Origin of the sequence: Lactobacillus sp. HBUAS51381, from assembly GCF_012641095.1 — a bacterium.
Lineage (GTDB): Bacteria > Bacillota > Bacilli > Lactobacillales > Lactobacillaceae > Levilactobacillus.
Genome location: NZ_JAAVSC010000002.1, coordinates 78,592 through 98,307 on the forward strand (window position 1 = coordinate 78,592; position 19,716 = coordinate 98,307).

Sequence of the window (19,716 nt, forward strand, 5' to 3'; positions counted from 1 at the left end):
CCTAGGTCATCAATCGCAGCGTCGCCTCACCTGTACCTACGCCAGCGCTCTCCGATTTCCCCAATAGACCATGACAACCACTGGGAGTGTGACCATCATCATCGGATACAGCCAGGCCCACGGGAGATAAGTCGTAATCACTCCCGCCAACATGGGGCCGAGCGTCATCCCGAGGTCAATGCCAATGTAGAAAGTACTGTTCGCTAATCCCCGATCGGACTTGGGGACCAATGTCAGCGATTTGGCCTGACAGATGGAAAACATCAACCCGTATCCGGCCGCAAGTCCCACGGCCCCCACGGCCAACATCAACCAGTTGGTCATATTCGTTAAGCCGATAATCCCAACCAAGTTACATCCTAGACAGATCCAGAAAAACTTTTTAAAGGGAATTCGGTCAAATGCATCCCTTAGCAGCAAACGCATCGCCAATAAGACCAGCGCATAAACCGGAAAGAACGCCCCAGCCGGAATGTCAAAACCGCGATGTTCCACGTAACTCACAATATAGGTCTGCGTGGCAAAGTACGGCAACGAGAAGAGTAAGAGAATGGTCGCAACCGGCACCACTTTGGGTTGAACCAGCCGGAACTTAGGCTGTACCTCTTTGTTGTTTCGATAGTCAGGGTGTGGCACACTCCGATTGCTCACAAATTGAATGATCAGTAATAACAGGCTTACACAGATTGCCGCGACCCAAAAGACACTGCGGTAGCCAAGATGATGGTAGAGATAGACACTCACGGCCGGTCCAATCGCCATCCCCAAGGCATTCGCGATCCCATAAATTCCCATACCAGCGCCAATGCGATCTGCCGGTAACAGACTGGCCATCCAGGTCGACATACAAACCGTACACAGCGTGTAGCCGAGCCCATTCACCACCCGCCACATCATAATCAGTGGGACGGATGTGGTCACACCATAACCCACACAGGCAATGAGAATTAAGACGCCGCCGATTAGCGTCAATCGGTATTTCGAAAATCGGTCCGTCAGATTCCCCGCCAATGGCCGTAACACCAGTGATGTGAGGTTCATCATCCCCGCAACCACACCCGCTAAGACACTATTTGCACCAATATTGCTTGAAAATCCCGCAATGATGGGATTGACGAGCATCGGACTCATCAAGAAAAAGAAACTAGCGGCGAGAACGAGCTTGACGTCACGTGTATACAATTGTGTTTTCAAAAGACGTCGACCCCTTCCAAGTTCTGACTAATTTGATCGAGCATTGCGAGGAACCGTCGCTGTTCTTCCGGTGTAAACCCCGTAAATAACGTCTGACTCGTTGACGCGATGTGCCGGTCTAATTGCTGCCATTTAACCCTACCGGCAGCCGTTAAACTAACCAGCTTTGCACGACCGTCGTTAGGATTGGCCTCTAACTGCAAAAGCTGCCGGTCGACCAGGCGTTTAACAATCAGTCGCGCCGTTTGATGCGTAATCTGCCGATAATCCTTAAAATCCGTAATGGTCCGCCGAGGAGCGTCCGCAAAGTAGCGTAACGCATCGGCCTGTTCACTCGTTAGGGACAACGCCTTAGCAAAGACGTTTCGCTTATTTCTAATCTTTCGTCCCAAAATTACAATCTTGCGGGAAACTGCTTGATTGTCGTCCATGTCATCACCTTCTGTTTTAATTATACAGCAAGCTGTATTGTTTGACCGAATTATCTTGACTTTCTTCAGCACTTATCTGCCATTCGCCGTTACAGTAGCCGATATTTTCTCATCTTAATACCGCGAAAACCCCTTGATAGCAACATGTCAAAGAACTTTGACAGACACGGCTTCAGTCCTATGGGATAATGAGCCTAAACACAAAGGAGGACCTTTTTCATGACACCTTTAAAGCTACAGCACACGCTCGTAACCTATCGCGAACAACATCATTTAACGCAAGCCGCCTTGGCAGACCAGCTCTACGTATCCCGCCAAACCATTTCTAATTGGGAAACGGGTAAAACCTACCCAGATATCAAAAGCCTGTTGCTCCTCGCCAGTCTCTACCATGTAACAATCAATGAGCTAGTTCAAGAAGACCTCACTACCATGCATCAGCGGACATCCAATTTCCATCTTAAACCGCTCATTAGCGTGGCCATCGCCTGCCTGATAGCCGTCTATGGCTTATTCATCGGTCTGCGGTGGTTGCCCATGATTCCTACCATCATGGCCATCTCAACGGTGACGACCATTGGGCTCGCTTCAACGGGCTACCTGCTTTACCTCAGTCAACGACTTCAGCTAAAAACTTTTCGGCAGATTAATGCCTATCTCCACCATCAGTCAGCACCAATCACTAAGCCTGAACGGAAATATCGCACGGTAACGTTAGTTCTTAGCGCTCTCATTGGCCTAGCGATTGGCGGCGGCTTAACTTGGTGGATCGCAACGGCTTTTCTACACTGGTCGTTTTAGTAAAATTGGTCTAACGGGGGAAGCAAGCCACCCCTTTCACCAAAGTTGACTTCATCGTATACAAAAAGGGAATCTATAGAATTGACCATAGGTTCCCTAGTTTGAGATTTAATTCGTCTTGGGGTCCTCATCCGTTGATTCGCCCGGTGGCATCGTCATCCGTGCCGACCAGGACTGCATCTGATCCAAGAAACGCTTGCTCTTGGGATGCACCCCAATCTGACTATCGTAGATTTCATCCATCAATTGCCGCAGGGAATGCTCCGTCTGCGGTTTTACGTTGATCGTGTGGAGCTTGTCTAAGTCCAACACGGAGAACTGCCGCAAATAGTAAATCGTCCGCTGGTTCAGGTGCAGACGCCGCGGATCCATCTGCCAATGCTGCTGACACAGGAGACCGCCGTAACTTTCCGAGTAATCAAACGGTAGGTCATTGCGCCCACAGACCGCACAGCCCTGTAGTTGCGGTGCAACCCCAAAGGCCGGCATCAACTGAATCTCCATGATGTTGGTCACAATGCTGGCGTTAACCCCATCGTCAATCAGTGTTAGAGCGCGCTGTACGCGGTGATACCAATCCGGTAGGGGTTGACTGTCCGGAAACGCCGAATCAACCAGACTCATGATGTAGGTCGCGTAGGCATTTTTAAAGATGTCGGCGCTGATATTTTGAAATTGACTGGTCTCGCGCGCCGTCCGAATGTAGGACAGCCCATCGTCGGCAATGTCACCCACGTAGCTACCCACCGTGAACGGTAAAATATCCGCCACCATCTTGAAACCCTTCTTCTTGGCGCCGCGAACCAGAAACATCTTCTTCCCGAATTCGGCCGTCAGAAACTTAATCAGAAAGTCGCGCTCGGCATAGTCCCGCCGAAACAGGAGGATGCCGTGAAAATCAGTCACGTTACGTGCCATCGTCATCCTCACTTTCTTCGTTTCAGTCTAAAGATCGTCCTTGCGGTAGCCGTAGCTCTTCAGCAGGGTGGCCTTGTCCCGCCAGTTTGGCTGGACCTTGACCCACAACTGGAGATAAACCTTACTCCCCAGCAGATGTTCAATGTCCCGGCGCGCCATGGTCCCAATCTTCTTAAGCATACTACCACCCTTGCCGATCATAATGCCCTTTTGGGTCGGTCGTTCGACAATAATGGTGGCCTCGATGTGGACGTGATCCTCGTCCTTTTGTTTCATACTTTCGATTTCGACTGCCACTGAGTGCGGCACTTCCTCCCGCGTCAGCATGAAGATCTTTTCCCGAATCAGTTCGCTGACCACGAACCGTTCGGGATGATCGGTCACCTGATCTTCGGGATAATACTGCGGTCCATGGGGCATCTCATCCACGAGATCAGATAGGAAGTCGTCAACGTTATTCCCTTCCAATGCGGAAATCGGGTAAACGGCCTTCCAGGGCAACGCCGTCTTGTATTGGTCCATGACGGATAAGAGATCATCCGGATGAATCTGGTCAATCTTGTTAATGAGCAGGTAGACCGGCGCCTTGATGCCCTTTAAACGGTCGATGATAAAGTTATCACCCGCGCCCCGCTTCTCGGCAGCATTAATCATGAAGAGGACGGCATCGACTTCGTTAAGCGCGGACATGGCGGATTGCACCATGTAGTCGCCCAACTTACTCTTGGGTTTGTGCACCCCTGGCGTATCAATGAAGACGATCTGCGCCTCATCGGTCGTGTAAATCCCCTGGATCTTATTTCGAGTGGTCTGTGCCGTATCCGACATGATGGCAATCTTTTGACCAATCACCCGGTTTAAAAACGTTGATTTCCCCACATTGGGCCGGCCAACGATGGCCACGAATCCTGATTTATAATTTGGATTATCCATATTTTCCTCCACTTAGAACCAACGACTTAACGCCGGTAGCATGACTAGCGCACCCACGATGACCGCAAACATAGCGGCCAGGAGCACGCCTCCCGCTGCGACATCCTTGGCCCGCTTAGCGAGATCGTGATAGGTCGTCCCCACCACGAGGTCGACCACGGCCTCGACGATCGTATTGAGTGTTTCTGCAATCAGTACCAAAAAGATGGCCAGTACCAACCACAACCACTCGTTGAGCGTCAACCGCAGGACCATCCCGGCAATCACGGCCAGCGTACCAACCGCCAGATGCTTTCTAAAATTTCGTTCATAGTGAAATAGCGCCCGCAGGCCATCCCACGCATGACCCAGCGACTGCACAAATGCCCGGTTTTTACCGGTCTGTTTCTGTTGCTTATCGCTTGAGGCCATAAGCATCTAAGATGTCGGCTTGCAGCTTGAACATGACCTTCTCGTCTTCTGGCTTCATATGGTCATACCCATTCAAGTGCAGGAAGCCATGGACCACGAGAAAACCAAGTTCTCGTTCGTAGGAGTGGCCCAAGTATTCCGCCTGCTCTTCCACCTTATCCATGGAAACGAAAATGTCGCCAATGTTTTCTGGAATCTCGGCGGCCATTTCTTCGTCCATGACTAACGGAAAATCATCGTCCGCCGACTCATCATCCTCGATCGCAAAACTGATGACATCAGTGGCCCGGTCGACGCCGCGGTATTGTTTGTTGATTCGGTGGATATCTTCATTGTTCATCAAGGTGACGGACATCTCGGTATTTTCGGCCAATTTTAAATACTTACCGGCATACTCCAAAACGTCCTTAATGAGGTCGACATGCTTAGCTGGCACGCCGTCTTTGGTCTTATCGTAAATCTCTAAATCCATTATTTTTTAGCTCCATTTGGTTTAGTATCGTTGGCTTCATAAGCGTTGATGATGCTAGCCACAACCGGGTGACGGACAACATCGTCGGCATTAAAGGTCACAAATTTAATGTGGCCCACGTTTTGCAGAATGTGCTGGGCCTGAATCAGCCCCGATTTGGCATTGTGTGGCAAGTCAATCTGGGAGATATCCCCGTTGACGATCATCTTCGAGCCAAAGCCCAGCCGCGTCAGGAACATCTTCATCTGCATGTTAGTCGTGTTTTGGGCTTCATCCAAAATGACGAAGGCCGCTTCCAGCGTCCGGCCCCGCATGTAGGCCAGCGGCGCAATTTCAATGACCCCGCGATCCATCAACCGGGTGGTATGTTCCGCCCCTAAGATCGCGTATAACGCGTCATAGATGGGGCGCAGGTAAGGATCGACCTTTTCCTTCAAGTCCCCTGGCAGGAAGCCGAGACTCTCACCGGCTTCCACGGCTGGCCGGGTAATGATCAATTTCTCGACATCCCCCCGTTTGAGCGCGGCCACGGCCATGACCACGGCCAGGAAAGTCTTCCCCGTCCCGGCTGGGCCAATACCAAACGTAATGTCGTTATGCTTAATCGCATCAATATACTGGCGTTGGCCAAAGTTTTTGACCCGCACAGCGCGGCCCTTGGCATCCTTGATCAGGGTTTCGTTGTAAAAATCTTTAAAATACGTCAGCGTTCCCTTGCCCGCCATCTTCATGGCACTGATGACGTCGGCACTATTGAGTTTAATGCCCTTAGCCAATAAGTCGCTCAAGTTTCGTAAAATAGCCAACGTTTGGTCGACTGCATCCGCAGCACCAGAGACTTTGATTGAATTACCGAAGGGCTTGATCGTCACTTGTAAGCCCTCTTCCAGGATGGTGACAAACTGATCCTGGGCACCCAGTAAAGCAACTTCGTCTTCGGGCCGCGCCAAGATATATTCTTTTTCAATCGCTGTATTTTCAGTCAAATACGGTGGCTCCTTTATTTTTTAAATTAACGGCCAAGCGTCGTGTGCATCCCATCGCAACGGGCCGCCTTAATCCGGCCAGTCACCACGGCACCCTCAGCGTGTGTCCAATAGTCAAATTTTAGCATACTGCCGGGGATTGTAAAAGGATTCAGCGCGAAAACCAGGGAATTCGACCATTTCATAGCCCCGACTTGTCGGGTCGTCAACTGATGGTCGTCACTGTCTTCGGCTCTACCGTGCGTCGTACGCCGCTCCAATTGGGCTTAAAAACGGGAAACTGCCCGTATTGGCCAGTCTCCCGTTTCATAGACTTATTTATTCAATTGGGCCTTAACCGTCTTGTTGACGATGGCCCCATCGGCCTTGCCCTTAACCTGAGGCATCACAACACCCATGACCTTGCCAAAGTCCCCCATGCCACTGGCAGACACCTTCGCGATGCTGTCAGCGACGATCTTGGTGATTTCGTCTTCACTCATTTGCTTAGGCGCGTACTCTTCAACGATGGCAATCTCGGCCTTGACGCCTTCTACCAAGTCGTCCCGGTTACCCTTCGCAAATTCTTCCATGGATTCCTTGCGTTGCTTCAATTCACGCGACACAATCGTCAATTCTTCATCTGGTGTCAGATCATGGCCTTGCTTAACCTTTTCGTTAGTCAATGCGGTCTTCATCATCCGAATCACGTTCAATGATAATTTGTCGTGAGCCTTCATGGCCGTCTTTAAATCGGTGTTGAGTTGGGTTTCTAAACTCATTTTGTTTCCTCCTAAAAAATATGGTTATCATTTAGTTTACACCTAATTAAGCGAAACGTCAGCCGAAGTTGTTTACGTCCTCACTTTGACTGGCCGTCACCGCGAAAACAACCCAGTATCGACCCCGTAGAATTGTCTTTCTGACCAGAATGCGCTAGTCTAACAGTGATGCAATGATTACGGAAGGGGAATCTTACCATGCCAGACATGCGTGCCATTGGTTTTACAGAGAATTTACCCATTGCAAATGAAAAGAGTTTATTTACGTTCTTCGAACCCCAGCCGACGCCCACCGGTCATGACCTCCTCGTCAATGTTCAGGCCACTTCGGTGAATCCCGTTGACACCGGTGTTCGGCGCGGAACGGTCGGAACCCTGGCAACACCCAAAGTCATCGGCTGGGACGCCTATGGCACCGTAACGGCCGTGGGCGCGGACGTCAGCCTGTTTCAGCCCGGTGACCAGGTCTTTTACGCCGGTTCGTTTAAACGCCCGGGAACGGACAGTGAATACCAGCTGGTGGACGAACGCCTGGTGGGTCACGCGCCAACCACACTCAGTCCGGCCGAGAGTGCGGCGATGCCGTTGACGTCGCTGACCGCCTGGGAAGCCCTTTTTGAGCAACTACCGATTCGCTTTGAAGACGTTGCGGCCAATCGCGGCAAGACCATCCTCATCATCAATGGGGCCGGTGGTGTAGGGTCCACGGCTACCCAACTGGCACATTTGGCCGGCCTGACCGTCATTGCAACGGCCTCACGCCCCGAGACGATTGCGTGGACCCAAGCTCACGGGGCGGACGCGGTGGCCAATCACCGGAAGAATCTCGTCGATGAAGTGCACGCGTTGGGCTACCCAACTGTCGATTATATTTTAGAGCTGAGTAATCTCAACCAGCACTGGGACGAAATCGTCGCCTTAATCAAGCCCAGCGGTCACATCGTTTCCATCACGGGCAACGACCACCCCATTGACTTACGGGCGCTCAAACAAAAGCGGGCCACCTTCGCCTGGGAATGGATGTACACCAAGTCATTCTTCGAAACGCCGGACATGATTAGCCAGCACGAAACCCTGGAAAAGATTCGTGAGTTGTTAGACGGTGGTCAACTCCAATCCACGATGACTAAGATCTTCACGCCGATCAATGCCGCCAATCTGCGGGCCGCACACACTCTGGTTGAGGCTAACCGGATGATTGGGAAGGTTGTTTTAACCAACTAAAACCTTTTTTACGCAAAGTATACAAAAAGCCGCTGACCCATCCAGGTCAGCGGCTTTTGCGTTAAATTGCAAAAAGAGCTTAGAAACGCTTCTTCTTGGCTTTACGCTTACGCGCAGCTTCTGATTTTAACTTTTTCTTCACACTTGGTTTTTCGTAAAATTCACGTTTACGGTATTCTTGTAAAGTACCGCTACGGGAAACCGTACGTTTGAAGCGCCGAAGAGCGTCGTCAAAAGACTCGTTTTTGCGAACGACTGTCTTTGCCATATAAAATTCCCTCCCTCCGAGCACAAGTAATAACGCCGGTTAGCTTTTTACCACCGGCGTAACGGTTCTTAACTATTATACATAATCATCCAAACGGCGTCAATAACGCAGGTAAATAAATTTGAACCGTTTTATCGGCGGGGGTAAACTAAGAGTAATCACCCATAAAATACGTCAGAGGAGTTGCTCGCTATGCCGCAGATTACGATCTTTATTATTTCCGATTCTTCCGGGGAAACCGCGTTAACCGTGGCCCAGACCGCCGTATCGCAGTTTCCCACCGTGCAAGCCAGCTATCAGCGTTTTCCTTTTATTCAAACCGATTCCATTCTCGATGGTATCTTAAACTTAGCGAAGAAACAACGGGCAATGATCTTCCACACCTTGGTGAATGCCACGTTGAGCAAAAAGGTCCGGGAGTTTGCGACCACCAACCAGCTTCAACAGTTCGACTGCATCCAACCCGCCATGGGCGTCATGCAACGCGCAACGGGGCTAACCCCCGAGGGCGTTCCCGGTCTGGTACACAACTTAAATGACACCTATTTCGACCGGATCGCCGCCATGGAATTTGCGGTCACCTACGACGACGGCAAGGACCCGACCGGCCTCCTAAAAGCCGATATCGTGATTCTCGGGGTGTCGCGGACTTCCAAGACCCCACTGTCCCTCTTCTTAGCCAACCGGAATCTGCGCGTTGCTAACCTACCACTGGGGCCAACCACACAGGTTCCGAATGAATTGTGGCAGGTCGACCCCAAACGGATCTTTGGCCTGACCAACAAACCCGAGTCGCTCCGCAAGATTCGCCAGGAACGCATGATTTCCTATGGTCTCCCTGCCGACAGTGCTTATTCCGACACCCAGAAGATTAGCGAGGAGTTGGCCTATGCGCAGAAGATCTATAAGAAGATTGGCTGCCTCGTGATTGACGTGTCCAACAAGTCCATCGAAGAAACGGCCACGTTGATTATGGAAAGTGTGGATTACGACTTGATTCCACACTCTCTGACGGATTAATCCCCATTTCGGTCGCTTAGTCCTTAGTCCAGCCACTGAAACGCGCTCAAAAAATCAGGACCCCCATCTCGGGGCTCCTGATTTTTTTAATCTCTTTAATCCGGTTAAGCCCTCAAGTAACGGCGTTAATTTCGCGTCAGATAGGCATCCACCGGGTTTGCCGCCAAGACATCGGCGACTAAGTCTGGATTGAACCGTTGGTGTTTGAGCATGGCCACCTCATAGCCTTGCGGGTTAACCCCATGCTTGCGGTCGGGCCCAATCACCGGCGTCTCCATGATCTTGGGCACCGCAGTGAGTTGGGGATGATGGGCCACGTGATTTAACACGTCGAAGCCCAGCGTGCCCAGTCCAATATTGGTGTGCCGGTCCTTATGGCTGCCCTGCGGATTTTTCGAATCGTTCAGGTGGATGACCTTGAGTTTATCCAACCCAATTACGTGGTCGAATTCGTTCAAGACGCCGTCAAAATCCGTGCCAATGGCGTAGCCGGCATCACTGGTATGACAAGTATCAAAGCAGACCGACAACCGGTCGTTGGCCGTAGTCGCCGCCATGATGGCCGCCAGCTCTTCGAAGGTCCGCCCGACTTCAGTCCCCTTGCCCGCCATCGTTTCCAAGGCAATCTGCACCGGCTCATCGGCCGCTGCCAGAATTTCATCGAGGCCCTGCGCAATCTGAGCAATGGCCGCATCCGGCCCGGCCCCCACGTGGGCGCCCGGATGAAGAACGATCTGCGTGGCACCCAGGGCCGCTGCCCGTTTAACCTCGGCCGTCAAGAATTCCACGGCAAAGGCATAGTTCTGGGGCTTCGTGGTATTGCCTAGATTCACCACGTAAGGCGCATGAATGACCACGGCGCGTTGCTTGTGATCGGCCATGAATTGCCGGCCAGCCGGGATGTTAAGCTCATCGATTGGCTTACGACGCGTATTTTGTGGCGCCCCGGTATAAATCATAAAGACGTTTTCACCGTACTGGGCCGCCTCCTTCGCCGATCCCAGGAACATCTCTTTGCCCTTCATGCTGACATGCGATCCAATCAAGAATTCTGTCATTGGCCTTCATCCTTTCCACTCATGATTAAGCGGGCCACCTGTTGACTCGCCGTCCCATCTTCCCAGGAACAAAACTTCTGGTAAAAGTCCGCTTGTTGTTGCTGATAAGCCGGAAAACCGCCTTGTCGCTGCCATTCATCCAGTTGTTGGTAGAAGGCCGACGCGGTGGTCACCAGGGGGCCCGGGATTTCTTTTTGATAGTCAAAATAAAAGCCCCGCAATTGATCACGATAATGGGCCAAATCATAGGCAAAGAACAACTGCGGCCGCTTGAGATTGGCGAAGTCAAACATCACCGAGGAATAGTCGGTAATCAACAGATCCGTCACCAAATAGAGCTCGGCAATATCGGTGTCGGCCAATATCGTCACCCGGTCCTCATAACCGCGAATATCCACGGCATCCTTGACCAGATAGTGCGGCCGAATAATCAACCGCGTTCCCGCCGGTACGTGTTCGAAAAAGGCCCCCAAATCAAACGGCAGATCGAAGCGATAGACGCCGGGCCGCACCGCCATATCGTCTCGCCAGGTCGGCGCGTAGGTCACAACAGGCCCAGTTACCTTCCCCAGCAAACGTTGACGCAACGCCGCAATCTTCTCGGGGCGATCGTCCGTGTACAACACATCGTTGCGCGGATAGCCAATCGCCAGGAAGTGCCCGCGATAACCAAACGCCCGTTTAAAAATATCACGTGAATACTGGTTCGGGGCGATCAGATAGTCCCAGCGTGACGAAGCCGTCACGAATTGTTGGTGATAGTCCGCCGTGCTCGTCCCAGGAATCGCAACGTGTTCAATATCTGCCCCTAACTTCTTCAGCGGTGTGCCATGCCAGGTCTGAATCGTCCGGGTTCGACGATTGGGTCGCCACCAATTGGGTAGCCGTGAATTCAACACCCAGTACTGGGCGCGGGCCATCAGCCAGACCCATTTGGGCGTGAATCGCTTAACTAACTGAACATCCGGATAACGGGCCTTCAAGGCCGCATACGTCCGCGGCTTAACGCTAAAGTACGCCGTCTTCCGGTAACGCGGATCGGCCGCGACTAACGCCCGGTAGATTGCCGCCGGATTATCATTAACATCCTTGCCATTAAAACTTTCAAACATCACTAGTCGCCGTTTAATCGGTAAACAAATAAGCCCATCGTTCATCACGATGAGCCCATAGCGAGCAACTAGCTTCAATGACTGCGTGATTTTTCGTAAACCGTTCGCCATTTGAGGTTGCTCCTTTCAATTAGATTAAATCAACAAAACGTGACCGGAACTTGTAGTGCAAGTGGGAACCCACGAGCAGTAAGAAGAACACGAACAGCCAGAATTCCAATGTCAACATTGGCTTATCCCAGAACCAACCGGTCCCCAGGAAGGATTCCCGGAAACCCGCCACAATGTAGTAATACGGGTTCAATTCGAGTAAGTGAATGAAGGGCGTAGGAAACGACGGCGTCACGAAGTTAAACAGCACCCCGGACACGTAGAACAACATCCGCATCACGGATTGTAAGAGGATGTGGTAGTCACGCACCAGCACACTGATACAAGAGTTGAAGATGCCCAAAGCGACCAATAAGCAGATCATCGCAAAGAAGTAGTAGATCCACTGGAACCACGCAATCTTGGGATAAACCCCGTTTAACAGACCGATGAAGATGGTGAAGACCATCATGGTCCAGAAGGAACTCAGATTGCTGACAATCTTAATCGTGGGTAGTGCGGAGACAGGAAACTTCATCTTTGCCACCATATTAACCCGTTGGTAGATACTCTTTGATCCGTCCAACGTGGCCCGGTTCATGAAGAACCATGGTGAGATCCCAATGACCATCCAAGGCAGGTAGCCCACACCGCTAATCGGTTGGCCGTGCTTCAAGCCGACACCGAAGACTAACCAGTAAATCCCAATTTGAATCAAGGGATATAAGTACTCCCACATTAAACCTAAGTAATGGCTCTGATAACTTGCTTGGTCTTCGTAGCGTGAAATCCGAAAAATGATTCCAATGCTCGAGACCTGTTCTTTGAATAAGGTCATGACCTCTTTCAAGGCACTGCACTCCTTTAAATTTTAATCGCTGATGCTTACTTTGCGAGTAGTGCCGCATAGCGGTCCACAACGCGTTGGGTTGCTGCACCATCGTTGGCGGAATTCCACCGTTGGTTAAACTGCGTCAGATCAGTTGGCGCATCGGCTTTAATGGCCGCCGCCAACTGCGCAGTCGTCTTAATGATTGGCCCCGGTAACCACTCTTCCAGATCCGGTTGGACACCCGGATCGCGCCGGTAGTCGTCCAGATCGAATAGGAAGAACAGAAGACTGTGGGCATTGGGTACCAGACTGTAGTCAAACGCAACGGAGGAATAGTCCGTTACCACCGTCTCCGCGACGTTCAACAGGTCAGTGGTGCTAAGTGACTCGGTGACCACCACCTGCTGTCCCAACTGCGCCTGAAGCGCCTGAGCACTGTCCCGCAGCGCTGGATGTACCTTCACCACCACTTTGGCAGTCGGATCGGCCGTCAACGCGGCAGCCAAACCGGCCGGCGGGGTGAAGGTCACACCCTCACGGTAGGTCGGGGCGTATAAAATCACGCGCTGATCCTTCAATTCAGGTGCCGCTTCCACCACGGCTTCACGTGACAGACGTTGCCACTGCGGATCTAAGTACCGATCCGAGCGCGGATACCCCAGTACCTGCATACGGTCCAAGGGCACCCGATAACTCCGGGCAAAGACGCGCGCCATGGCGGGCGACCCCACGACGTATTCATCAAAGTGGTCATATACCGCCTGGAATCGTCGCTGGTCACTCACCGACCGCTGCGCCGTGGTCGGATCGTCCCAACCAAAGCGTTTAATGGCGCCTGCCGCATGCCAGACCTGCACGATCCGCATCCGTCGGGGATGAACCAAGCCACCCAAAAACGCGTAGTAGTTATCACAGAACAGGACCCGCGCACGCATAATCACGGGAATGCCCTTGAGGACAAACCGAAGATTGTCGCGAAACGGCCGCACATCAATCCCGGACCGCGCCAAACGCTGCGCCGCCCGTTCCTGTTGCGGTCGGTAAAAGACGACTAACGGTTGCGTCGTCGGTGACGCTTGGGCGAGTGCCCGGATAAACGCCAGATTGTCGCCAAAGCTCATGAGGTAGACAAACCGACGTTGTCGCCGCCAACCACACACCCCCGACATCAATCGGATTAACCACAAATAAATATCTTTCACGCTATCACCAATATCACTTATTTTCGCTGTCCATAACACCGAGAATTATACCACATCTCCGCCGGGAACCTAGAGAAATTTAAGAACCTTTAAGAAATGGTCGGTAATCCCGGCACTGAGCCGGTTGATCTCCGGTCTAACTGGGGAAAACACAACCAACCTTGCCTATCATTTAAAAAAGCTGCAACAAAAACGGCCAAAATTACATTAGTAATAAGTGAGGACCCCATTTAGCCCAAATAAATACAGCGATGGGGCTCACACCCACATCGCTGTACCACGATTACCATTTTGGCTCATAGAAGTGTCCCAATACCTTAATCGTATCCGAGATGCTCACAAACGCGTGCGGATCGGACTCCTCCATGGCAACTTCCAATTCATCCATTTCATAACGGGTAATGACCGTAAATAAAATCGTTTTTTCATCGTGACGATAGGCCCCTTCTGCGCCGTGGACAATGGTGATTCCCCGCCGCATATGGTTTTGAATGCTATCAATCACGGTCTTGGGCCGGTCGGTAATGACCATGACCTGCATGCGTTGCTGCCGCGTAAACGTCATGTCGATGACCTTGGCGTTGACGAACAACCCTAACGCTGAATACAACGCATACGGCCAACCGTAGACAAAGCCGGCACTGATGACGATCAGACTGTTAAAGGCAATGTTGATCGTCCCCATGCTCCGGCCCGTTTTACGCCGCAACACAATGCCAATAATATCCAGACCACCGGTTGAGATGCCGTTTTTGAGGGCAAAACCGGTCCCAAAGCCGTTGACCGCACCCCCGAAGATCGCACAAATAATTGGATCACTGGTGAGATGGACGGGTTGAATGAATCGGATCATAACTGACGCGAACAGAACACAGATAAACGTAAAAACGGTAAAGGACTTGCCAATTTGCTTCCAGGCCAAGATAAACATCGGAATGTTAATCAGAAACAACCCGAGGGCCGTGGAGATGTGAAACGTTCCTAGCCCCGCCGTCAAACTGTTCACCAATTGCGCTAACCCCGTCACACCGGACGAATAAATATGTCCCGGTGTCCAGAAAAAGTTCACCGCAATCGATACCAAAACGCCATAAAAGAACGCAACCGAAAACTTCGCCGTATAGGTATGCCGTTTCAACAACTGCTGCACATCATCCATGATTTAAACCCCAACCTCGCTTACTTTCATTTGCCATATTTCATACTATGCTCGGCTTAGTATAGCATTTATCCCGGTTGACGGCCACGGCAATGCGTATCTTTTAGCGACTTCTAATGATTCTGCCAGTGCTGGTTGATAAAGTCGGCGCGCCCACCGGCCTCCTCTTCTTCGAACCGTGCGGCCTGCTTCTTGTAGAACTGCTGATGCCGTTCCTCGGCGACAAAGAAGGGTTGGACGACCTGAATCCGCGTCACAATAGGCTTATCGAACTGTTCACGCGCCTGTAAAGCCGCCTTAGAGGCCGCGGCAATCGCCGCTTGGGCCGCACTATTGACGAAGATCACTGGTCGATAATTGGACCCACGATCTTGGAATTGACCGGCATCATCCGTTGGGTCGGTCTGTTGCCAATATAACGTAACTAACTGGTCGTACGTCACCACGCTGGGGTCAAACCAGATCTTAACCGCTTCAGTGTGCCCGGTCGTCTGACGCTTAACCTGTTCATAGGTCGGATTGGTGACGGTACCGCCCGTGTACCCCGAGAGAACCTTCACGATCCCCGGAAAAGTATCAAAGGGTTTTACCATGCACCAGAAACAACCGCCGGCAAATGTGGCGGTGTCAATTTGCTTACTCATGTTGATCACTCCATTTTCTAATATTTCAATTGAACGCCTTTTAGCGGACGGCGTCAAGGGCCGCTAACTGCATCTGCCTAAGAGTCAGCCATTGCAGTCCCCAATTACTGACGATGACGCCAAGCCCGAACGACACGCAGGCTCAGTATGCCGATAATCAATAACGGTCCCGCGATGATCAGCAAAAGGCTCAGCCAAAGATGCTCGCACCAGAGATAAATTGGATTCAAAATTTCATCGGTGCTCTGCATGTTGCTCTGGGTGTACGCCCACGGGTTGACAGCCACACCATTGGTGGTCCAACGGCGTCCCTTGTGACCACTGGCAATATCTTGGTGGTGCAGGGTTAACGCCCGTTTCTTGTAGGACACAAACGATTCATCATCTTTACCAAACACCCCCGCATAACGTTGCCGAAGTCCCGGATAGCCCACCAGCCAACTTCCAATGGCCCAGTAGCTCAACGGCGTCAGGGTGAGCGACCAGCCCGTTTGTTTGTGTTCGAGGCCCCACGTCAGCAGGATTAGCAGGGCGAGGCTTCCCTTAAGTAATCCCCTTAGGTAGCCACCTATCGTGCTGCGTTTCATCGTCACCCCCCCTTCTTACATCCCATTCGCCAAGTATTATTTAAAATATTAAAACTTTATGAGAAAAAGTCAAGTGTCCATCCGTCCCTTGACCGGCAACGACTTTCAGGGTAATCAAAAAGCGTCAACCGCATCTGCAGTTGACGCTTTCTGAGACTTAAATTAATCTTGATCCGTTTCTTCTTTTTTCGCAATCAAGAGGTCCAGATCAAGCAATTGCTTGTCCGCAACTGTCGTTGGCGCTTCGGTCATTGGTTCCGTGGCCTTCGAATTCTTAGGGAAGGCAATCACGTCACGAATGTTGTCCCGCTTAGCCAGCAAGCGGGCGAAACGATCCAACCCAATGGCCAGACCACCATGAGGCGGGAAACCGTAATCTAAGGCTTTCAGGAGGAAGCCAAATTGCTTTTCGGCCCGTTCCGGCGTAAAGCCTAAGGCCTTCAACATCTTCATCTGTAGTTCGCGGGTGTGAATCCGGATCGATCCCCCACCGAGTTCCAAACCGTTCAAGATGATGTCATAACTTTGGGCGTAGGCCTTGTGCGGGTCTTCGCCATCGTTTAAGTAATGCGCATCCCCCTCGGCTGGCATCGTGAATGGATGGTGCGCTGGGACCCAACGTTCGAGATCGACATCGTAGTCGAACAGCGGCCAGTTGACGATCCATAGGAAGGCCCACTTGTTTTGATCAATCATGTCTTGTTCCTTAGCAATGGCAACCCGCAGGTAACCTAAGGTCTGGGCAACCACACGCTTGGAGTCGGCAGCAAACAACAGTAAGTCGCCACTCTTGGCGCCGGTAGCGGCCGTGATTTGGTCGAACCAGTCGCCTTCCTTGAAGAACTTCGCGATTGGACCGCTGAAGCCGTCATCGGTGACCTTCATCCAGGCCAAGCCCTTGGCGCCGAAGCGTTCTACGTATTGACCGTACTTGTCGATGTCCTTCCGGCTGTACTTGTCGGCACCACCAGGAACGGCAATGGCCTTAACTTGACCACCGTTGGCTACGGCGCCAGAGAAGACCTTGAAGTCGGTATTGGCCATGATAGCAGACAGATCCTTTAATTCCATGCCGAACCGGACATCCGGTTGGTCGGTCCCAAAGCGGGCCATGGAGTCATCCCAATCCATCCGTTCGAATGGCAATTTCACGTCAACGTTCAGCGTATCCTTCATGACCTTGGCAATCAGGCCTTCAGTCAGGTCTTGGATTTCTTCGGCCGTCAGGAAGGACGTTTCCAAGTCAATCTGCGTGAATTCAGGTTGACGGTCGCCCCGTAAGTCTTCGTCACGGAAGCACCGGGCGATTTGGTAGTACCGGTCAAAGCCGGACCCCATCAGCAGTTGCTTAAACAATTGGGGTGATTGTGGCAAGGCGTAGAAGTGGCCGGGGTAGATCCGTGAAGGAACCAGGTAATCCCGCGCCCCTTCAGGCGTAGACTTGGTCAAATCCGGCGTTTCAATGTCGATAAACCCGTTCTTATCGAAGTAACTGTGCACGGATTGCACGATCCGGTTACGTAGCATTAAGGACTTTTGCATTTCTGGCCGGCGCAAGTCTAGGTACCGGTATTGAAGGCGTAAGTCATCGGAAGCATTCACGCCATCCTTAATTTCAAAAGGTAATTCCTTGGACTTGTTCAGTAGGTTGATGCCGGTGACCCGGACTTCAACCTTACCCGTCCGCATATCTGAATTGATTTCCTTAGGCGCCCGCGCAACGACCTTCCCTTGGATCTCAATGACGTATTCGCTCCGTAATTGGTCGGCAACGGCCAAGGCGTCCTCACCGTATTCTTCACTGAAGACCAATTGAACGATGCCTTCACGATCGCGCAGATCGATGAAGATCAGGCTACCGAGGTCCCGGCGCTTTTGCACCCAACCCTTTAACACAACGGTTTGGTCGAGATATTGTTCATCGACTAAGCCGGCATACGTGGTACGTTTCAAATTCTTTTCCATGCTTATCCCCTCTTATTTTGCCGTAAACTTGGTGTTCACAACGTTTTGGAAATCTTGGTAAACGTCAGCTAATGGCACGCTGATCTCTTCGCCGGATTCCATGGATTTTAAATTAGCCGTTTGGTTGGCTAACTCTTGGTCACCAATAGTTAAGGTATACTTGGCGGCTAACCGGTTGGCCGTCTTGAATTGCGCCTTGGGCTTGCGCGCCAAATAATCGCGATCGGCGGTCAAACCGGCGTGCCGAATGGCCTGAACCAGCTTGAGCGTCTCCAACGAGGTGTCATCACCGATCCCCACGACGTAAACGTCTAATGGATGATCGTTAGGAATCGTCACCTTTTCGGCCTGCATCAGTAAGACTAAGCGTTCAACGCCCAGGCCAAAGCCGACACCGGGCATTTCTGGACCGCCGAGTTCCTTGACCAGACCATTATACCGACCACCGGCCAAGACGGTCGTGTAGCCTTCGCCTAAGGCAGGTGAATCGGCCATGATTTCAAAGATGGTGTGGTTGTAGTAGTCCAACCCCCGCACCATGGTGGAATCGACATCGTAGGCAATCCCTAGGGCATCGAGACTAGCCTTCACCCGATCAAAGTGCGCCGTGGCTTCTGGCGTCAGAAAGTCCAAGATGGATGGTGCATCGGCCACAATTTCTTGGTCGTGCTTGTCCTTGCTGTCCAAGACGCGCAGTGGGTTCTTGTGTAAACGTACCTTGGAGTCGTCACTCAACTCATCAAAGTGTGGTTCCAAGAAGTCGATCAGTGCTTGTCGGTAAGCATCGCGGCTTTCCTTGTCACCCAACGTATTTAACGCCAAGCGCAAGTGCTTCAAGCCCAACTTACCCAACAGGTTCATCCCCAAAGCAATGACTTCCACATCTAATTCCGGTGCGTCACTGCCAAAGGCTTCGACCCCAATTTGATGGAATTGCCGTTGCCGACCGGATTGCGGCCGCTCGTAACGAAACATCGGGCCCATGTAGTAGACCTTGTAAGGCTTATTGGTTTCTGGACCGTAAAGTTTGTTTTCGACAAAGGCCCGAACTACCCCAGCAGTCCCTTCAGGCCGCAAAGATAAGTGCCGATCTCCCTTATCCTTAAAGTCGTACATTTCCTTGGTCACGATATCCGAGGTATCCCCGGAAGTCCGTGAGAAGACTTCGAAATTTTCGAACATGGGTGTCCGAATTTCTTCGAAGCGATAGTTAGCAAACAACTGGCGCGCGGTGGCTTCAACGAATTGCCAGGTCTGTGACTCGCCTGGTAAGATGTCGGCCGTTCCCTTTGGTCGTTGATAACGCATGAGCATTCTCCCTTTCTACGCCCGCAACGAGCCTTAACAATCGGTGGTTAACAGAATAAAAAACGCCCCTGTCAATTGACAAGGGCGCAGGTATGCACGGTACCACCTTTTTAAAGTTCTCTGCAGGATAACGTTGCAAACGAATGACGCAAGCGCCATTAGCCTCAGAAGTGTCTTCAGGGTCACACCGCTAACCACTCTCAGCAACGTGGTCTCTCTTAAAACGGGCTTTCCCTTACTCTTCTTCCTCACAGGCAATCTATTTTATTCTTCCTAAGCTTACTGAAACTCCTGTGAAAAGTCAAGGTATCGCTCATGAAATTTAAGGGTACTGAAAACC

21 protein-coding genes are annotated in these 19,716 nt (G+C 51.5%); 3 read left to right on the forward strand and 18 right to left on the reverse strand.

Translation table 11 applies throughout. From position 1 onward, the window contains the following. Positions 1 to 36: 36 nt before the first annotated feature. Together HEQ50_RS01060 and HEQ50_RS01065 are read right to left on the reverse strand one after the other, a co-directional pair. Positions 37 to 1,194: an MFS transporter gene (locus HEQ50_RS01060; protein ID WP_168898616.1), complete on the reverse strand. Its 1,158-nt coding sequence runs from the start codon at positions 1,192 to 1,194 to the stop codon at positions 37 to 39. Next, on the reverse strand, positions 1,191 to 1,625 hold the full coding sequence (locus HEQ50_RS01065; protein ID WP_168898617.1) for a MarR family winged helix-turn-helix transcriptional regulator: 435 nt from the start codon (positions 1,623 to 1,625) through the stop codon (positions 1,191 to 1,193). Before HEQ50_RS01065 ends, HEQ50_RS01060 begins: the two co-directional genes overlap by 4 nt. Positions 1,626 to 1,844: 219 nt before the next feature. On the opposite strand from HEQ50_RS01065, the gene HEQ50_RS01070 reads away from it, so the two are divergent. Beyond that, positions 1,845 to 2,426: a helix-turn-helix transcriptional regulator gene (locus tag HEQ50_RS01070; RefSeq protein ID WP_168898618.1), complete on the forward strand. Its 582-nt coding sequence runs from the start codon at positions 1,845 to 1,847 to the stop codon at positions 2,424 to 2,426. A gap of 108 nt (positions 2,427 to 2,534) precedes the next feature. Here the strand turns inward: HEQ50_RS01070 and recO are convergent, their stop codons facing one another. The 6 genes from recO to HEQ50_RS01100 all read right to left on the reverse strand — a co-directional run bounded on the left by recO (position 2,535) and on the right by HEQ50_RS01100 (position 6,907). Continuing rightward, on the reverse strand, positions 2,535 to 3,344 hold the full coding sequence (recO, locus tag HEQ50_RS01075) for a DNA repair protein RecO (RefSeq protein WP_168898619.1): 810 nt from the start codon (positions 3,342 to 3,344) through the stop codon (positions 2,535 to 2,537). A 27-nt stretch (positions 3,345 to 3,371) separates the two neighbouring features. Further along, a complete protein-coding gene (gene era, locus HEQ50_RS01080; protein ID WP_168898620.1) occupies positions 3,372 to 4,277 on the reverse strand; it encodes a GTPase Era in 906 nt (301 codons plus the stop codon). A gap of 12 nt (positions 4,278 to 4,289) precedes the next feature. Next, positions 4,290 to 4,694, reverse strand: a complete 405-nt coding sequence (locus HEQ50_RS01085; protein ID WP_168898621.1) for a diacylglycerol kinase family protein — start codon at positions 4,692 to 4,694, stop codon at positions 4,290 to 4,292. After that, entirely contained in the window at positions 4,672 to 5,160 is a 489-nt protein-coding gene (gene ybeY, locus HEQ50_RS01090) for an rRNA maturation RNase YbeY (RefSeq protein WP_168898622.1), read from the reverse strand. The genes HEQ50_RS01085 and ybeY overlap by 23 nt, the downstream gene beginning before the upstream one ends. After that, entirely contained in the window at positions 5,160 to 6,146 is a 987-nt protein-coding gene (locus HEQ50_RS01095; RefSeq protein ID WP_168898623.1) for a PhoH family protein, read from the reverse strand. Before HEQ50_RS01095 ends, ybeY begins: the two co-directional genes overlap by 1 nt. A gap of 314 nt (positions 6,147 to 6,460) precedes the next feature. Further along, on the reverse strand, positions 6,461 to 6,907 hold the full coding sequence (locus HEQ50_RS01100; RefSeq protein ID WP_168898624.1) for a GatB/YqeY domain-containing protein: 447 nt from the start codon (positions 6,905 to 6,907) through the stop codon (positions 6,461 to 6,463). A gap of 207 nt (positions 6,908 to 7,114) precedes the next feature. Between HEQ50_RS01100 and HEQ50_RS01105 the strand changes: the two genes are divergently transcribed. Continuing rightward, the gene (locus HEQ50_RS01105; RefSeq protein ID WP_168898681.1) at positions 7,115 to 8,131 is read left to right on the forward strand and encodes a zinc-binding alcohol dehydrogenase family protein; all 1,017 of its coding nucleotides are present in this window, start codon (positions 7,115 to 7,117) and stop codon (positions 8,129 to 8,131) included. A gap of 79 nt (positions 8,132 to 8,210) precedes the next feature. Here the strand turns inward: HEQ50_RS01105 and rpsU are convergent, their stop codons facing one another. Then, the gene (gene rpsU, locus HEQ50_RS01110) at positions 8,211 to 8,399 is read right to left on the reverse strand and encodes a 30S ribosomal protein S21 (RefSeq protein ID WP_011667518.1); all 189 of its coding nucleotides are present in this window, start codon (positions 8,397 to 8,399) and stop codon (positions 8,211 to 8,213) included. Between the two features lie 192 nt (positions 8,400 to 8,591). Here rpsU and HEQ50_RS01115 point away from each other — a divergent pair, with 192 nt between their 5' ends. Then, entirely contained in the window at positions 8,592 to 9,419 is an 828-nt protein-coding gene (locus HEQ50_RS01115; RefSeq protein ID WP_168898625.1) for a pyruvate, water dikinase regulatory protein, read from the forward strand. A gap of 125 nt (positions 9,420 to 9,544) precedes the next feature. Here the strand turns inward: HEQ50_RS01115 and HEQ50_RS01120 are convergent, their stop codons facing one another. The 9 genes from HEQ50_RS01120 to hisS form a co-directional block, all read right to left on the reverse strand. After that, the gene (locus tag HEQ50_RS01120; RefSeq protein WP_168898626.1) at positions 9,545 to 10,477 is read right to left on the reverse strand and encodes a deoxyribonuclease IV; all 933 of its coding nucleotides are present in this window, start codon (positions 10,475 to 10,477) and stop codon (positions 9,545 to 9,547) included. Further along, positions 10,474 to 11,700 (reverse strand): CDP-glycerol glycerophosphotransferase family protein, encoded by a 1,227-nt coding sequence (locus HEQ50_RS01125; protein ID WP_168898627.1) that lies wholly within the window; start codon positions 11,698 to 11,700, stop codon positions 10,474 to 10,476. The genes HEQ50_RS01120 and HEQ50_RS01125 overlap by 4 nt, the downstream gene beginning before the upstream one ends. 19 nt (positions 11,701 to 11,719) lie before the next feature. Continuing rightward, positions 11,720 to 12,529, reverse strand: a complete 810-nt coding sequence (locus HEQ50_RS01130) for an ABC transporter permease (RefSeq protein ID WP_168898628.1) — start codon at positions 12,527 to 12,529, stop codon at positions 11,720 to 11,722. A 35-nt stretch (positions 12,530 to 12,564) separates the two neighbouring features. Continuing rightward, on the reverse strand, positions 12,565 to 13,680 hold the full coding sequence (locus tag HEQ50_RS01135) for a CDP-glycerol glycerophosphotransferase family protein (RefSeq protein ID WP_211089151.1): 1,116 nt from the start codon (positions 13,678 to 13,680) through the stop codon (positions 12,565 to 12,567). Positions 13,681 to 13,996: 316 nt separating this feature from the next. Next, on the reverse strand, positions 13,997 to 14,872 hold the full coding sequence (locus tag HEQ50_RS01140; RefSeq protein WP_168898630.1) for a YitT family protein: 876 nt from the start codon (positions 14,870 to 14,872) through the stop codon (positions 13,997 to 13,999). A gap of 113 nt (positions 14,873 to 14,985) precedes the next feature. Beyond that, positions 14,986 to 15,516, reverse strand: a complete 531-nt coding sequence (gene msrA, locus HEQ50_RS01145) for a peptide-methionine (S)-S-oxide reductase MsrA (RefSeq protein ID WP_168898631.1) — start codon at positions 15,514 to 15,516, stop codon at positions 14,986 to 14,988. Positions 15,517 to 15,620: 104 nt separating this feature from the next. Beyond that, positions 15,621 to 16,103, reverse strand: coding sequence for a hypothetical protein (locus HEQ50_RS01150; RefSeq protein ID WP_168898632.1), 483 nt, complete (start codon positions 16,101 to 16,103; stop codon positions 15,621 to 15,623). A 162-nt stretch (positions 16,104 to 16,265) separates the two neighbouring features. Further along, a complete protein-coding gene (gene aspS / locus HEQ50_RS01155) occupies positions 16,266 to 18,056 on the reverse strand; it encodes an aspartate--tRNA ligase (RefSeq protein ID WP_168898682.1) in 1,791 nt (596 codons plus the stop codon). 24 nt (positions 18,057 to 18,080) lie between these two features. Next, entirely contained in the window at positions 18,081 to 19,376 is a 1,296-nt protein-coding gene (gene hisS / locus HEQ50_RS01160) for a histidine--tRNA ligase (protein WP_168898633.1), read from the reverse strand. Positions 19,377 to 19,716 lie beyond the last annotated feature (340 nt).

Coding starts and splice junctions, on each gene's coding strand:
- HEQ50_RS01065 (WP_168898617.1), bottom strand. CDS start 1,625: ATGGACGACAATCAAGCAGTTTCCCGCAAGATTGTAATTTTGGGACGA.
- HEQ50_RS01070 (WP_168898618.1), top strand. CDS start 1,845: ATGACACCTTTAAAGCTACAGCACACGCTCGTAACCTATCGCGAACAA.
- recO (WP_168898619.1), bottom strand. CDS start 3,344: ATGGCACGTAACGTGACTGATTTTCACGGCATCCTCCTGTTTCGGCGG.
- era (WP_168898620.1), bottom strand. CDS start 4,277: ATGGATAATCCAAATTATAAATCAGGATTCGTGGCCATCGTTGGCCGG.
- HEQ50_RS01085 (WP_168898621.1), bottom strand. CDS start 4,694: ATGCTTATGGCCTCAAGCGATAAGCAACAGAAACAGACCGGTAAAAAC.
- ybeY (WP_168898622.1), bottom strand. CDS start 5,160: ATGGATTTAGAGATTTACGATAAGACCAAAGACGGCGTGCCAGCTAAG.
- HEQ50_RS01100 (WP_168898624.1), bottom strand. CDS start 6,907: ATGAGTTTAGAAACCCAACTCAACACCGATTTAAAGACGGCCATGAAG.
- HEQ50_RS01105 (WP_168898681.1), top strand. CDS start 7,115: ATGCGTGCCATTGGTTTTACAGAGAATTTACCCATTGCAAATGAAAAG.
- rpsU (WP_011667518.1), bottom strand. CDS start 8,399: ATGGCAAAGACAGTCGTTCGCAAAAACGAGTCTTTTGACGACGCTCTT.
- HEQ50_RS01115 (WP_168898625.1), top strand. CDS start 8,592: ATGCCGCAGATTACGATCTTTATTATTTCCGATTCTTCCGGGGAAACC.
- HEQ50_RS01120 (WP_168898626.1), bottom strand. CDS start 10,477: ATGACAGAATTCTTGATTGGATCGCATGTCAGCATGAAGGGCAAAGAG.
- HEQ50_RS01125 (WP_168898627.1), bottom strand. CDS start 11,700: ATGGCGAACGGTTTACGAAAAATCACGCAGTCATTGAAGCTAGTTGCT.
- HEQ50_RS01135 (WP_211089151.1), bottom strand. CDS start 13,680: ATGTCGGGGGTGTGTGGTTGGCGGCGACAACGTCGGTTTGTCTACCTC.
- HEQ50_RS01140 (WP_168898630.1), bottom strand. CDS start 14,872: ATGGATGATGTGCAGCAGTTGTTGAAACGGCATACCTATACGGCGAAG.
- msrA (WP_168898631.1), bottom strand. CDS start 15,516: ATGAGTAAGCAAATTGACACCGCCACATTTGCCGGCGGTTGTTTCTGG.
- HEQ50_RS01150 (WP_168898632.1), bottom strand. CDS start 16,103: ATGAAACGCAGCACGATAGGTGGCTACCTAAGGGGATTACTTAAGGGA.
- hisS (WP_168898633.1), bottom strand. CDS start 19,376: ATGCGTTATCAACGACCAAAGGGAACGGCCGACATCTTACCAGGCGAG.